This window comes from Planotetraspora silvatica (genome assembly GCF_016863315.1).
In the GTDB taxonomy this organism is placed as follows: Bacteria; Actinomycetota; Actinomycetes; order Streptosporangiales; family Streptosporangiaceae; genus Planotetraspora; species Planotetraspora silvatica.
Map to the genome: position 1 here is coordinate 467,317 of NZ_BOOQ01000002.1, position 15,025 is coordinate 482,341.

Sequence of the window (15,025 nt, forward strand, 5' to 3'; positions counted from 1 at the left end):
GCAGGTCAGGTGCCTGGGTGGCACCGACAAGCGGACCGGCCGGCGCGACGGTGTGGGACCGCATCCGGCCGGAGAACACGACTCACCGAACTCAACCATTCGCGCCCCTCCAGACGGGACCGTCGGGGTAGGAGAATTCGGCGATCGACTCGGGGTGCATCGTGGAGCCGAAGCCCGGTGCGGCGGGCGCGACATACCTGCCGCCCTGGATGACGACAGGGTCCACGAAGTGCTCGTGCAGGTGGTCGACGTACTCGATGACCCGGCCCTCCGTGGATCCGCTCACCGCGACGTAGTCGAACATCGCCAGGTGCTGCACCAGCTCGCACAGCCCGACGCCGCCGGCGTGCGGGCAGACGGGCACGCCGAACTTGGCGGCGAGCAGCAGGATCGCGAGGTTCTCGTTGACCCCGCCGACCCTGGCCGCGTCGAGCTGGAGGTAGGAGACCGCGCCCGCCTGGAGCAACTGCTTGAAGACCATTCGGTTCTGCACGTGCTCGCCGGTGGCGACCGGGATGGGCGCGATCCTGCGCGCGATGGCGGCGTGGCCGAGCACGTCGTCGGGGCTGGTCGGCTCCTCCACCCACCACGGGTCGAACTCGGCCAGCGCCTCGACCCACTGGACCGCCGTGTCCACGTCCCAGCGCTGGTTGGCGTCGACGGCGATGGGGAACCCGACGCCGCACACCTCACGGGCGACCCGCATGCGGCGGATGTCGTCGTCGAGGTCGGCGCCGACCTTCAGCTTGATCTGCGTGAAGCCGTCGTCCAGGGCCTCCTTGCAGAGGCGGCGCAGCTTGTCGTCGTCGTAGCCGAGCCAGCCGGGCGAGGTCGCGTAGGCGGGGTAGCCGTTCGCCCGGAGGTGGGCGATCCTCTCCTGGCGGCCCGGCTGGGCCTTACGGAGGATCTCCAGCGCCTCGTCGGGCGTGAGGGCGTCGGTGATGTAGCGGAAGTCGACGAGGCCGACGATCTCCTCGGGCGACATCTCGCTCAGCAGCAGCCAGACCGGCTTGCCCTCCCGCTTGGCCTTGAGGTCCCACAGGGCGTTGACCACGGCGGAGATCGCCATGTGCATGACGCCCTTCTCCGGGCCGAGCCAGCGCAGCTGCGAGTCGCCCACCATGCCGCGCGACAGCGCGCCGATGTCGGAGCAGTCACGCCCCACCACGTAGGGCTCGAGGGCCCTGATCGCGGCCGTCTGCACGTCGTTGCCGCGGCCGATCGTGAAGGCGAACCCGTGCCCCTCGTGACCGTCCTCGGTCCTGAGCACCACGTAGGCGGCGGAGTAGTCGGGATCGGGGTTCATGGCGTCGGAGCCGTCCCGCTCCCGCGACGTGGGGAAGCGGATGTCATGCGTCTCCAGGGAGGTGATCTTCACGCCTGTCCCGCCGTCCGGCCGGCCCCGGCCTCGTGGGAGCGATCCATCCGACCAATGGACGCCGCCATCCTCATCTCAAAGAACGCCTTTGGGTTATTCTCCCCGAAAGAGGCACCCGCGAGAGCACGGGAGGCCGGTTCCACCGGTGCCGGGAAAGTCGCCGCACCGCGGTGATCCAGCTGCGAGAAGCCGATGGACGTGGCCGAGCGTGGATGAGCGACGCCACTCGGACCAACCCGCAGCAGCTTCACAACGCCTCCAATACATCCGATGTTTCGCCAAGAATGTCCGCTGGTTGCGTGCAAGTCAAGAGGTTTCCGGCAGGAATACATCGGATAACTTGGCTTCCAGAGGCCGTGTTAGGCGGGAGAGTCAAAAGAACATCGGACCTCCCGGAGAGACAGGGCCGGGCCGGGTCCGCCAGGAACTCCGGCCCGGCCGTCACTCAGGTGCCGTAGACCTCGAACTCCCACAGCGAGTAGCCGTACTGCGTCAGCGCCCGCTGCGTGCCGTACATCCGGACATAACGCCCGGTCCCCGAGACGACGAGATCGTCGACGCCGCCGTCACTCGTCGTGGTGGCGTACACGTTCGTCCAGTTGGCGTTATCCGCAGATGTCTGGATCTGTACGCCGCCTCCCAGTTCAGCCGCACCCGGCTGATCGAGCGGGACGAGCCCAGGTCGACGGAGATCCACTGCGGGTCGCTGTAGTCGCTGCTCCACCGCGTGGCGGCGTTGCCGTCGACCGCCATGGAACCCACCCGGCCGTTGTTCGGCTCCACACTGGACGTCGCCGTCGGGCGCCCCTGGGCGAGGTCGCTCGTGGTGATCGGCGGCGTGCTGACGCCCGGGCCGGTGAAGGTGTAGCTGTCGAGGTCGAACAGCGCGTTCGTGCCGGTGTTGTTCCCGGTGAACACCAGATAGAGGTCGTGGGTGCCGTCATCGGGCCTGGTGACCGGCGCGGTCACCTCGGCGTAGTTGTCCCAGCCTCCCGTGCCGGCGACCGCGACGCGCGCGACCTCGGGACCCGTGGGCGAGTCGTAACGGAACGAAAGGGTGCCGCCGGCGTTGGCCGAGGACACGCGGGCCTTCACCCCGGTGATGCCCTTCAGGCTCACCGCGTGATGCCTCACCCACTCGCCGCTCTGGATGTCGCCGAGACGTTTGCCGCCCTCGGCCGCGGCCTGGTCGACGACCTTGGGACCGTTGAGCTGGACGAAGTGCTCGGCCTGCCACTGCTTCGGCCAGACCGAGATCTCCTTCTCCCCCGTCAGCGCCACCGTGCCGGAGGCGCCGCGGTCGGTGTAGGAGGCGCGCAGGACGAAGAACTGCACGGCGTCGGGGCCGGCGTGCACCGGACCGGTGTTGACGGTGAACCCGCAGCCGGTGCCCTGCCCCTCCTCATGGGCGTGCTCCTGGTGTCCGAGCGCCGCCCGGATCACGACGTCGGCGCAGTTGATCGTGCCGTCCTGCGGATCGGTCGCGCTCGCGGTCGAGGTGAGGTTCTCCCCCCAACTCCACATGCCGCCCGCGGGGATGCCCGCCAGGGTGACCGCGGGCCGGTTGTTGCCGACCACGATGGGGATCACCGCCGTGCCCGTGTGACCCGCGGGGTCCCGTACGGTCAGACGCGCCCGCTTGTCGCCGTTGGTGGTGTAGGTGAACGACGGGTTGGCGGCCGTGGAGTCGGTGGTGCCGTTGTTGTCGAAGTCCCAGGCGTAGGTGATCGGATCACCGTCGGGATCGGACGAGCCCGCGCTGGAGAACGTCACCGCGAGCGGCGTCAGGCCGTTGTCCTTGTCGGCCGTGGCCGCCGCGACGGGCGAGCGCCCACCCTGGACATAATTGATCTTGTACAGCCCGGCGTCCGCGGCGCCGGAGAAGTAACCGCTGCCGTACTCCAGCAGGTACAGCGACCCGTCGGGCCCGAACTCCATGTCGATCGGGTGGACGAGGTTCATCCCGGCCAGGACGGGCTCGATCACAGTCGGGTTCCCGGTGGCCGGGTTGCCGTTGTCGAACTGGACTTCCTTGATCCAGTTGCGGCAGTACTCGGAGATGAGCCACTTGTTGTCGTAGTACGCGGGCCACTTGGCGTCCGAGACCAGGTTCGGGTCGTAGTGGTAGACCTCGGCGTGGTTGGGCGCTCCGCAGCCGCCCGGGTTGTCCAGGGCGGGCCACTCCTTGCTGCCGCCGTGCTGCTCCCACACCAGGGAGGGCTTGGTCGGGGGAAGCTGCTGGAGGCCGGTGTTGCGCGGCGAGTTGTTCACCGGGCCGGTCGTGCCGCCGCACGGGAACCAGCCGCGTGGGGCGTTGGCCGCGAAGTCCCAGTCGTTGTAGGCCACGTTCGGACCGCCGCAGTACGGCCAGCCGTAGTTGCCCGGGCCCGTCGCCCTGTTGAACTCGTCGTAGGCCGCCGGGCCGCGGTTGGCGACGGTCGCGCCCGCGTCAGGTCCGACCTCGCCCCAGTAGAGGGTGTTGTTCGCCTTCTTGTCGACCCAGATCCGGTACGGGTTGCGGTCGCCCATGATGTAGATCTCGGGACGGGTCTTCGCGGTGCCCGGCGCGAAGAGGTTGCCGGCCGGGATCGTGTAGGTGCCGTTGTTCTCCGGGTGGATCCGGTTGATCTTCCCGCGCAGGTCGTTGGTGTTGCCCGCCGTGCGCTGGGCGTCGTACTGGGGGTTGCTGGTCGGCCGCTCGTCGATGGGCGCCATGCCCGCCGAGTCGCCGCCGGAGTTGGTGTTGTCGCCCACCGCGAAGTACAGGTTTTCGTTGGAGTCCCAGGTCATGGACCCGGCCGAGTGGCAACACAGGTCACGCTCGGTCGGCCACTCGATGATCATGTCCTCGCTGGCGGGGTCGAGGACTCCTCCCGTGGTGTTGAAGGTGAACCGGGAGATCCGGTTGACCAGCGGCGTCACCTTCGGCGAATAGAAGAGGTACACCCAGTGGTTGGCGGCGAACTGCGGGTGGATCGTGATGCCGATCAGGCCGTCCTCGAACCGGGCGTCGAGTTGCACGGTCAGCGCCACCGTCGTGGCCTTGGTGACGGGATTGTACAGGCGGACCTGGCCGCCGCCGGTGGTGCTGCCCCGGTTGATGTAGAGGACCTTGCCGTCGGGGAGGACCGACAACTCGATGGGCTCGCCCATCGAGAGCCCGCCGTCCAGCTTGACCTTCTCGAACCCGCTCGTGGGAGGCGGGGCGAGAGCGGCCGTGGCAGTCAGGGCCGGGACCGCGGCGGAGGCGGGAACGGGCGCTCCCGCGACGGCGGTCCCCGCGAGCGCGAGGATGAGGGCGCCGACGGCTGTCCGAAGGCGCGCGAAACCGAACACGAAGTCTCCTGGGGGGTGCGGAGGCGGATGTGCGTGGTTCCGGGGAGCTTCAGGTCCGCGGCGGACCTGAAGCCCCCCGACGGTCATGTCGTGGTTCCGAGAGGCTCAGGTGCCGTAGACCTGCAGTTCCCAGAGCGAGTAGCCGTACTGCGTCAGCGCCCGCTGCGTGCCGTAGACCCGCACATACCGGCCGCTGCCCGACACGGTGACGTCGTCGACGCCGCCGTCACTCGTGGTGGTGGAGTACACGTTCGTCCAGTTGGCGTTATCCGCAGATGTCTGGATCTGGTACGCCTTGCCGTACGCCGCCTCCCAGTTCAGCCGCACCCGGCTGATCGAGCGGGACGAGCCCAGATCGACCGAGATCCACTGCGGGTCGGCGTACAGGCTCCCCCAGCGGGTCACCGTGTTGCCGTCCACCGCGTTGGCCCCGACCAGCACGTTGCCGGTCTCGACACTGGAGGTGGCCGTCGGGCGCCCCTGTGACAGCAGCGTGCCGCCACCGCTCGCGGGGGTGCCGTAGACGTTGAGGTCCCACAACGAGTAGCCGTACTGCGTCAGCGCCCGCTGCGTGCCGTAGACCCGCACATACCGGCCGGTCCCCGAGACGGTGAGGTCGTCGACGCCGCCGTCGCTCGTGGTGGTGGAGTACACGTTCGTCCAGTTGGCGTTATCCGGAGATGTCTGGATCTGGTACGCCTTGCCGTACGCCGCCTCCCAGTTCAGCCTGACGCGGTTGAGCGCGTAGGAGGCGCCGAGGTCGACCGAGATCCACTGCGGGTCGGCGTACGCGCTGCCCCAGCGGGTGGCGGCGTCGCCGTCCACCGCGAGCGATCCGGTCAGTGTGCTGCCGCTCTGCACGCTGGACGGCGCCGTCGGGCGGCCCTGCGCCAGGTCGGCCGCCGGCGGCGGGCCGCCGTCCTGCTTGATCCGGATGTTGCGGTAGTTGATGTCGGCGCCGTCGCCGTCGTTCTGCACGCCGATGTAGCCGGCCGCGATGTTCCGCGTGCTCGTGTAGTCGTTGATCTTGACGCCGTTCAGGAAGATCTCGACGTGCTGGCCGTGCACGGCGATCTCGTAGGTGTTCCAGGATCCCGGCGGGTTGAGCGCCGCGGCGCGCAGCGCCGTGTCAGGCGCCTTGAAGCTGTACACGCTGCCGGTGGTGCGGGTGGGATCCGCGTCGCTGGCGTCGATCTGGATCTCGTGACCCGCGTCGACCGGCTTCCACGGGTCGCCCTGCGGGTCGGGGAAGCCGATGAAGACGCCGCCGTTGTCGTCGCCCGGCATCATCCAGTCGAGCTTGAGGGAGTAGTTCGAGAACGTGCTGACCGGATACCACAGCAGGCCCATGCCGCCGAAGGAGGTCAGCGTGCCGTCGGCCAGGGTGAAGCCGCCGGGACCCGCCATGCGCCACCGGCTGAAACTCGCCTGGGTGCCGTCGAACAGCGGGGTGTAACCGGTCTCGGGACGGCAGTCGGCCGGCTTGGCTCGGGACGCGATCTGGATGCCGCCGAGCAACATCTTCGTGAAGTTGGGGTCGGCGTAGGACTCCTCGGTGTGGCCGAGGCCGGTGTACCAGGATCGGCCGCCCATGTAGTCCTGGCACCACGTGATCGGGTGGTCGCCCATGGCCCCGCCTGAGTACGACGACTCGTCGAGGCTGGCCAGCACCTTCACGTTCGCCCGGGGATTGGTGCGGTAGTTGTACCACTCGTCGGTGCGCGTCCAGGTCGGCGGCAGGTGCGAGGTGGAGACGTTGGCCCGGTCCTCGACCCGGACGACCGCCTGCTGGGTCGCCGGATGCGAGTTGAACCAGGCGCCGACGAGGCCGCCGTACCAGGGCCAGTCGTACTCGGTGTCCGCGGCCGCGTGGACGCCGACGTATCCGCCGCCCGACGCGATGTAGGACTGGAACGCCGTCTGCTGGGCGGCGTTGAGCACGTCACCGGTCGTCGACAACCAGACGACGGCCTGGTACTGCGCCAGGTTCGCGGTGGTGAACGCCGCCGCGTCCTCGGTGGCGACCACCGTGAACCCGTTGGCGGCGCCCAGCTGCTGGATGGCCGCGATGCCGTTCGGGATGGAGGAGTGCCGGAAGGCCGCCGTCTTGGAGAAGACGAGGATCTTGGTCAGCGGGGCGGAGAGAGCGGCGGCCTGCACGGTCAGGACGGCCGCGGCGGCGACGACGAGCGCGAGAACGGTCCGGATGATCGCACGCATGAGCCGGCCCCTCTCAACCGGTGAACGCGAGACGGGATGTCACCGGCACGGGCCGGGACACCGAGAGAGGGACGAAGGCGGGCACACATGGGCACATGCGGTACTCCTTCTGGAGAAAGAGGAGCGCGCCGCCGCACCTGGGTGAAAAAGAATCAACGACTACAGGGATACTTTTGTCGCCGTCGACGAAAGATTGGCACATCGAAACGAAAGCGTCAATATTCGTCGGGTCGGTCGGACGGATAACACCCGGCAGTGATCCAGATGAGCATTATTGATCTTCATACATCGGATGTGTCGGAGATCAAGATCTTTGAATTTCGAATTCGAAACGACAAAACTCTTGCCTGATCGGCGGCACGGGCGGGTTTCTGGGGCGATCCCGCTGACACAGTGGCCCGTGAGACGTCTATTGACTGGTCAATACATCCAATGTTAACTGCGCCTGACAGTCCTGATTCGGGGCAAGTGCGATGGTGCGCCGGGCCGACGGCCGCCGTCCACTCGCGCCGGATCCGTGCTGTGGAGGGGCCGGTGAGCAAGCATGTCAGCCGGTCGCCGATCGCCGATCTTACGGCGGCTCACCGGCCCCTCTACCCCTCCGCCCACCGCCGTACGGCCGATCCGCCGCGCCATGCGGGCTCCCCGGGCACGTGCGGGGATCAGGCCGTGTCCGCCTCGTGCTCGGGCTTCTTGCGGCGGCCGAACAGGGCCGCCGCCCCGGCGACGACGAGCAGCGCGAGCCCGCCCCAGAGCAGCAGGGGATTGTTCGAGCCCTTGTCGTCGGCCACGGACGTGGAAGGGGCCGTCGCCGACAGGGGCGCGGGAGTCGAGGGCGTGCCGGCCGCCGCCGCGTCGGAAGCGGCCTTCACCGTGAAGGGGATCTCCCCCTCGACGGGATGACCGTCCGAGGAGACGACCCGCCACGCGACGACGTAGTTCCCGGACGGGAGAGGTCCGGCGACGCCCTGGACCACCTTCGGCCCGTCGGCGCGCGGGGTGCCCGACTCGAAACGGTGCCCGGCGGCGTCGTGGAGGATCACGACCGGGAAGGTCACGTGCGCGCTGAACTCCAACTCGATCCGGTCGAGGGTGGAGACGACGGCGTTCCTGGCGGGTGAGCTGCTCTTCAGGCTGTCATGGGCGAGAGCGGGTGGAGCGAGTGCCGCCACGAGCACGCCCCCCAGGAAGAGGACGAGCGTCGCCTTGATGGCGGAGAACTTCATGGGACCAACTCCGAACGCGTGAAGAAGGCGTGAGCCGCCACACTTTCCGCGAGCCATAAAGGGCAGATAGGCGCGCATGACGCGACAAATTCTGTCACAGAACACCCTCGGTCCCCCGGACGGCCACGCCGCCGGGGGCCGACCTGCTGAGGAGAACCACCAGGTCAATAGGATGCGGCTCCCGGGCGTCCGCGGGCGGGAGGACCCCCGTCCGACCCATTGAGAGAGAGCAGATGACGATCGAGCACGCGCAGGAGTTCCGTCTGGTCGCGCCGGGGGACGCCGCGCTCCGCCCGCTTCTCGACGATCTCGCGATCGAGTATCACCGCCGATACGGGGCCAACAACGAGCTGACCCGCTTCCCCGCATCCGACTTCGCGCCGCCGGACGGCGGTTTCCTGATCCTCGTCGAGAACGGTGAGACCACGGCGGGCGGCGCCTTCCGCCGCTACGACGAGACCACGGCCGAACTGAAGCGCATCTGGACGCATCCCGGTCACCGCCGCCGCGGGCTCGGCCGCCTCGTCATGCGGGAACTGGAACGCGAGACGGCCGGGCGCGGATACCTGCGGGTCGTCCTGACCACGGGTCCCCGCCAGCCGGAGGCGACCGCCCTCTATCTCGCGACCGGCTACCGCCCGCTCTACGACGTGACCGCCGACCCCGAGACGGTCGGCGAGCACTCGTTCGAGAAGTCCCTCATATAGAACTCGTCCAGAACTCGTCACAGCACTCCGGCCGGGCGGCTCCCCCCCGCCCGGCCGGAGTCCTCAGCGCAGGATGTACAGCACGCTGTCGCCCATGTCGCGCCGCTCCACCTCGAGCCCGTCGACCGACCGTTCGACGGCGTTCTGGAACGCGGTCCCGGCGGCACGCTCGCGGGGCACGACGACCTCGCGCACGCCCATGTTCCGCAGATAGGCGATCGAATACGGCTCGGGGAACGCCCTCGTGACGTCGAGGACCTCGGTCATCATCGCGGGCGTGAACGACGCCGCCCCGTTCACCATCGGGTAGAACCGGCCCACTGACCAGATCAGCGACAGGCTGTCCTGCCCGAACTCGTCGGGGAGCGTCAGCACGGGCCCCCGGACCTGGGAAAGCGCGGCGGGCGGGCGCGGCACCTCCGGATGCGCGACGGCCGGCAGTCCCTCGGCGCAGACGAGCAGCGGCACCGCCAGCAGAACGTGGCGGAACCGGCCCGCCCGGACGGCGAGGCGGGTCACGGCCCCCGCGGCCAGCAGCCCGAGCAGGAGAACGGTGTACATGACGAACCTGCCCGGCGTCCGCAGCGCCTCGATCCCCGGAAGCAGGTGCCGGGCGGGCAACCACGTCACGGCCCCGCCCAGGAACGTCGTGCCGAGGGCCAGCACCACGGTGCCCGCGACGCCGATCAGCAGCAGGAGACGGGTACGCGGAGCCCAGATCGTCACCCCCAGGCCCACGAGCGCGACGACCACCACGATCAGGCCGGGGAACAGGCAGGTCTCGATCGGCCAGACGAAACCCGCGCGCGCTCCCGCGGTCAGCCGCCCCCACACGGCGGAGTATTCGGGGGCGGCCCAGAACGCGCGGAGCGGAGGGGAGAAGAACGCGAGGGCCTTCTCGCTGCGGGCCTCCGCGACCTCCGGGTTGTCCCTCGCCACCCGCATGTAGACGCTGCCGAGCGCGAGCGTGGCCGCCGCGAAACCGGCGCCGCCCGCGAGGTCGGCGACCAGCAGCCCGCGCGGCAGGCGCGGCCGCCCGGCCCGCAACCAGCCGGCGACCCCCGCCGCCACGAGGAGGACGAGGATGTACAGCGCGGGCAACCCGATCGCGAAGCCCAGGCTGAGCTGCCAGGCCGCGAGCACCCAGGCGGCGACCACGAGCCAGGGCCGCGCCGGAGCGGCGAACCAGCCTCTCCGCCCGATGCCGTTTCCCCTGAGCAGGAGCGCGATCGACAGCGGGATGGCGCCGCTGACGAGGATGTTGAGGTGGATCGCGTGGGAGAGGCGCCACGGGCAGAAGGCGAAGGCCGCGCCCGCCACGAGGGCGCCGATCCGGCCGCTGCCGAGCTGGCGGGCGAGCAGGTACGCGCCTGCGAAGTTGAAGGCCGAGGCCAGGACGTACGCCACGTTGTAGCGGACGAGGGCGTCCCCCATGTCGGACACCCCGATGCCGAACGGGGCCAGGCCGAGCAGGGTGTCGCTGAACACGCCGGTGTGCGGCAGCGGCCAGTAGGCGTTCGCGTCGAACGGGTGGCCGATCTGGCTCAGCAGCGCGTGGCCGTACCAGGAGATCTCCCACGCGAAGAACAGCGGGTCGCCGAAGTCCCCCGGGATGGTGCGGGACGGGTGGGCCAGTGCGGGCCACGTCATGAGCACGGCGAGGGCGAGTGCCAGCAGCCCGAGAGCGCCGACCTCCACCGGCATCCGGTCGCGGAGACGGCGCCCGGTCCCGGTGCCCGGACGTGAGTCGGTCAGGATGACGGGCATCGCCCTTCCTTTCATCCCGTTCATCGGCGGTCGCAGGGTGGGTTCACGACGTGCTCAGCCGACGGCCTCGCGCGCCCGGCGCGGGTTGAACACCCACGCGCGCAGCAGCAGGAAACGGACCAAGGTGGCCAGCCCGTTGGCGACGACCACGGCGCTGAGCTCCGCATGGGTCGACGGCCCGGGCACGAGCAGATGGAGCATCGCGAGGCCGCCCGTGCTGAGCACCAGGCCGACCAGGAAGGCGATCCCGCCTTCCAGCTGATGCCGTACGGCTCTGGCCCGGCCGGTCACCAGGAAGGTGAAGCGCCGGTTCGCGGCGGTGTTGGCGATCGCGGTGGCGGCGAGGGCGAGCCCGTTGGCGGCGAACGCGGCCATGACGGTCCGCAGGCCCATGTAGAGCGCGAGATGGACGAGCGTGCTGATCAGGCCGACGATCGCGAAGCTCGACAACTGCCGCGCCATGCCGGCGGGCAGCCTGGCCTGCTGCACCTTCGCGGGGATCGGCAGCCGCGCCGCGCCGGAAAGGGTCTTGCGGGCGACCCGGACCATTCCGCGCAGGTCGTCGCGGGCCGTCCTGAGGATGTCCACACGGCTGTCGGGATCGTCGACCCAGTCCACGGGCACCTCGTGGATGCGCAACCCGTGCTGTTCGGCCAGGAGGAGCAGTTCGGTGTCGAAGAACCACTCCTCGTCCTCGACCGCCGGCAGCAGCACCTGGGCGACATCGGCGCGCACGGCCTTGAAGCCGCACTGGGCGTCGGAGAACCGCACCCCCAGGGTCGACCGCAGGAGCAGGTTGTAGCCCCGCGAGATGAACTCACGCTTGGCACCACGCGTCACGTTCGACCCACGGGACAACCGGGTGCCGATCGCCAGGTCGCTGTGCCCGGACAGCAGAGGCGCGACCAATGGCAGGAAGGCGTTCAAGTCCGTGGAAAGGTCCACGTCCATGTAGGCGACCACGTCCGCCTCGCTGTCCGCCCACACCCTGCGCAGTGCCCGGCCCCGCCCCTTCTTCTCCAGGCGCACGGCCCGGACGTTGGGCAGGTCGCCCGCGAGGTCCATGGCGAGCGGCCACGTCCCGTCGGTGCTGTCATTGTCGGCAATCGTTATGAGATATCCGTACGGAAACGTCGTCGCCAAGTAGTCGTGTAGGCGGCGAATGCTGTCATCCAGCACACGCTGTTCGTTGTAAACGGGAACGACCACCTCGACGACCGGGTTAATGCTCCTAGCTGCGGTCATCTGACTCATGCCGCACGTCCTACCCGAGCACCGATCCGTCTTTAACCGGCCTGATTGGATTATTGATGAAGCATTCCTAATAACAGGAAGACATCGCGCGGAGCCTCATTGAATCCACTTAATACGCATTAATCCGAAAACGGATATATCATCGTAAATTGAAATCCGGCTCCGGCCGGCACGGTTCCCGGTCCCGGTGTCGGTGTCGGTGTCGGTGTCGGGGGCTTCCCCGGTCCTGGGTGTGACAGGGCCAGGTGACCCCACCTTCGCGCACGTATCGTCGAAGACGTGGAGACGGAAGGCCGGATCGGCGAATACCTCCGCGCCAGGCGAGAGCTGATGCGCCCGGAGGACGTCGGGCTCTCCGATCTCGGGCGCGGACGGACGCTCGGGCTCCGGCGCGAGGAGCTCGCCATGCTGGCGGGCATCAGCACCGACTACTACCTGCGGCTGGAGCTGGGGCGCGACCAGCATCCCTCCGAGCACGTCCTCGAAGCCCTGGCCCGGGCGCTGCAACTGGACGAGGACGCCACCGCGCATCTCCATCAGCTCGCGCGGCCCAAGCGGCGCCGCCGCCGCTTCCCCGACCACCCGGAGCGGGTGCAGCCCGGCATCCGGCAACTGCTGGCGACGTGGTCGGACACCCCGGCGTACGTCCAGAGCCGCTTCCTCGACGTACTCGCCGCCAACCCGCTGGCCTGCGCCCTGTCGCCGGTCTACCGTCCCGGTGTCAACGTCCTGCGCGCCCTGTTCCTCGACCCGGGAGTCCGCGAGTACTACCGCGACTGGGAGAAGATCACCTCGGGGACCGTGGGGACGCTGCGCGAGCTCGCCGGGCCCGACGTCGACGACCCCAGGCTCACCGATCTCGTCGGCGAGCTCTCCGTGCGCAGCGAGCTCTTCCGCCGCCTGTGGGCGCGCCAAGACGTCCGGGCCCGGCGGTGCGGGTCCAGCATCATCGATCACCCTCAGGTCGGCCCGCTGGAGCTCCGCTTCGAGAAACTCTCGATCAGCGGCGCGAACGGCCAGCTTCTGGTCGTCAAGCATGCCGAGCCGGGAAGCCCCACCGCCCAGAGTCTGGCGCTGCTCGCCAGCATGATCGCCAAAACGGACCACCTGGGCGAACGAACGCGGAAGTCCCTGGAGCGATCGGCCGAGCATGGCCACGTCCCCGAGGAGGAACGCGGCGAGTAGCACGCCCCAAGCGGCCCGTATCGCTACATAGCACCGTGAACTGCCGATTCTCTGTGGGCCGTAACCGCCCCCTGCCATGCTGACCGTCATGTCTGACACGGGTGAGGTGCGTGAGGCGTTCCGCCGGGCGTCCGCGCTCGTCGCCGACCACCGCGCCGACCTCGACCAGGCCGTGCATCTGATGGCCGCCCACGCGTGGGTCGGCGGCGGCGCGCCCCGCTTCGCCGCCGAGCTGTCCAGGCACCGCGCGATACTGCAGTCGTGCCTGGAGACCGCTCTGGCGGAGATCTCCCGGCTGGTCGTACGGCACGGCATGCTCCCGCCGGGGATGCCCTCCGCCCAGACGTCGGTGACGAGCATGACCGCCACCTCGAGCGCCTTCCGCGGCGTGAACGTCGAGACGATGAACGGACTGGTCTGCGCACTCGAACGGGCCGCGGAGCGGATGTCCGATCTTTCCGTGCGGCTGCACGCCGAGCTCGCCGTGCTCTGCCTGCCGACCAACGCGGGATGGGACGTGGCGCACAGCGCCGACTGGGCCCGCGGGCAGGCTCGCGACCTGAAGCGGCGCCTGTCCTGGATCCAGCGGGCCGAGCCGGACGCCTGGACCCCCTGGGACAGCGGCGTGGTGCCCTCCGGCGTGATCGGCTTCGGTCTCTTCGAGGCGTTCGCCCCCGACCCCGGCATGGCGGCGGCACTGCTGCGCAGGATCGCCGCCGGAGACCACACGGCGCTCATGGCCGTGGTCGCGCTCCAGGAGCAGGGGCAGGACCCGGGCCTGGCGGCCCGCGTCCACACCTGGTGGCGCGGACTCCCCCGCGGGCTGCGCGAGCAACTGGTCTCCGCCATGCCGCAGGGGGTCGGGTCGCTCAACGGCCTGCCCGCCTCGATCCGCGACCGGGCCAACCGGCTGTTCCTCGCCATGGAGAAGGCCCGCCTGCGGACCGAGTCCGCCCGCCTCACCCGCCAGATAGCGGAGTCGGGCGAGCCCACCATGTTCCTGCCGCTCGACGCCGTCCTGAGCGCGCTCAAGAGAATCGACATGATCGAGCGGACGCTGGCGCTCGGCGGCGCCGACGGCCATCCGCCCGTCTTCCTGCTCTCCTTCAACCACGCGGGGCTCGGCCGGCTCGTCGTCTCCTGGGGCGATCCCGACACGGCGGATACGACCGTCACCTACGTCCCCGGGCTGGGTACGCGGCTGGACACCTTCGACGAGGGCGTCGAGCGTGCCCGGCGCCTCTGGCAGCAGTGCCAGACGACCGCGGGCGACAGACGGGTCGCCTCGATCGCCTGGCTGGGTTACGACGCTCCCCAGCTCGATCCTGGGATCGTGTCGCCCAGCCGCTCGGTCGCGATGGGAGGCGCCGCCGACAGGGGCGCGGGCGCACTGGCCGCCTTCGTCGACGGCCTGCACGCCGCCCATCAGCCGGTCGCCTCCGCCAGGAACGTGCTCCTCGGGCACAGTTACGGCTCCCTGGTCACAGGAAAGGCCGCCGTCCTGCGTCCCGGGCTCCTGGCCGACGACATCATCTTCGTGGGCAGCCCCGGCGTCGGGGTCGAGCACGCGAGCGATCTCGGACTCGCGCCCGGCCATGTCTGGGTCGGCGAGGCAGGTAACGATCCGGTCGCCTATCTCGGCAGGTTCGCGGCCGATCCGGGCGACACCGGCTTCGGCGCCCGGCGATTCCTCGTCGAGCGCAGCGTGATCACCGAAGCCCACTCCAACTACTGGAAACCCTATTCGGCTTCCCTGCGCAACATGGCGATGATCGTCAACAGCCAGTCCACACACCTGATCAAGGCCGAGCCTCTGTCGCAACCGCAGTTGCTGATGCCCGAACTCGCTCCCCCGGCGGTGAGAGAGCTCAACAGATGACATCCCTCCGGCAGCACGCCTCAATGGGCGCCCTCCTGCTGGCCATGCTGGCCGGCTGCACGGAACCAAGGTC

The 15,025-nt window shown here is 69.4% G+C and carries 9 protein-coding genes; 3 read left to right on the plus strand and 6 right to left on the minus strand.

The window, feature by feature from the left end; translation table 11 throughout:
- Nucleotides 1-91 precede the first annotated feature (91 nt).
- From Psi02_RS02435 to Psi02_RS02465, 4 genes are all read right to left on the minus strand, one after another.
- Nucleotides 92-1,378, minus strand: coding sequence for an L-fuconate dehydratase (locus Psi02_RS02435; protein WP_203971290.1), 1,287 nt, complete (start codon nucleotides 1,376-1,378; stop codon nucleotides 92-94).
- A 492-nt stretch (nucleotides 1,379-1,870) separates the two neighbouring features.
- Nucleotides 1,871-4,714, minus strand: a complete 2,844-nt coding sequence (locus Psi02_RS39905) for a carbohydrate-binding protein (RefSeq protein ID WP_239094536.1) — start codon at nucleotides 4,712-4,714, stop codon at nucleotides 1,871-1,873.
- Between the two features lie 105 nt (nucleotides 4,715-4,819).
- On the minus strand, nucleotides 4,820-6,934 hold the full coding sequence (locus Psi02_RS02460) for a ThuA domain-containing protein (RefSeq protein ID WP_203971292.1): 2,115 nt from the start codon (nucleotides 6,932-6,934) through the stop codon (nucleotides 4,820-4,822).
- Between the two features lie 662 nt (nucleotides 6,935-7,596).
- On the minus strand, nucleotides 7,597-8,160 hold the full coding sequence (locus Psi02_RS02465; RefSeq protein ID WP_203971294.1) for a copper resistance CopC family protein: 564 nt from the start codon (nucleotides 8,158-8,160) through the stop codon (nucleotides 7,597-7,599).
- Between the two features lie 233 nt (nucleotides 8,161-8,393).
- Here Psi02_RS02465 and Psi02_RS02470 point away from each other — a divergent pair, with 233 nt between their 5' ends.
- A complete protein-coding gene (locus Psi02_RS02470) occupies nucleotides 8,394-8,867 on the plus strand; it encodes a GNAT family N-acetyltransferase (protein ID WP_203971296.1) in 474 nt (157 codons plus the stop codon).
- Nucleotides 8,868-8,930: 63 nt separating this feature from the next.
- On the opposite strand, the gene Psi02_RS02475 is transcribed toward Psi02_RS02470, so the two are convergent.
- Entirely contained in the window at nucleotides 8,931-10,634 is a 1,704-nt protein-coding gene (locus Psi02_RS02475; protein ID WP_203971298.1) for a putative glycosyltransferase family protein, read from the minus strand.
- A 54-nt stretch (nucleotides 10,635-10,688) separates the two neighbouring features.
- The gene (locus Psi02_RS02480) at nucleotides 10,689-11,888 is read right to left on the minus strand and encodes a bifunctional glycosyltransferase family 2/GtrA family protein (RefSeq protein WP_203971300.1); all 1,200 of its coding nucleotides are present in this window, start codon (nucleotides 11,886-11,888) and stop codon (nucleotides 10,689-10,691) included.
- Nucleotides 11,889-12,167: 279 nt separating this feature from the next.
- Between Psi02_RS02480 and Psi02_RS02485 the strand changes: the two genes are divergently transcribed.
- Entirely contained in the window at nucleotides 12,168-13,073 is a 906-nt protein-coding gene (locus tag Psi02_RS02485) for a helix-turn-helix transcriptional regulator (RefSeq protein ID WP_239094537.1), read from the plus strand.
- An 88-nt stretch (nucleotides 13,074-13,161) separates the two neighbouring features.
- Nucleotides 13,162-14,952: an alpha/beta hydrolase gene (locus Psi02_RS02490; RefSeq protein WP_203971302.1), complete on the plus strand. Its 1,791-nt coding sequence runs from the start codon at nucleotides 13,162-13,164 to the stop codon at nucleotides 14,950-14,952.
- The last annotated feature ends 73 nt before the right edge of the window (nucleotides 14,953-15,025 follow it).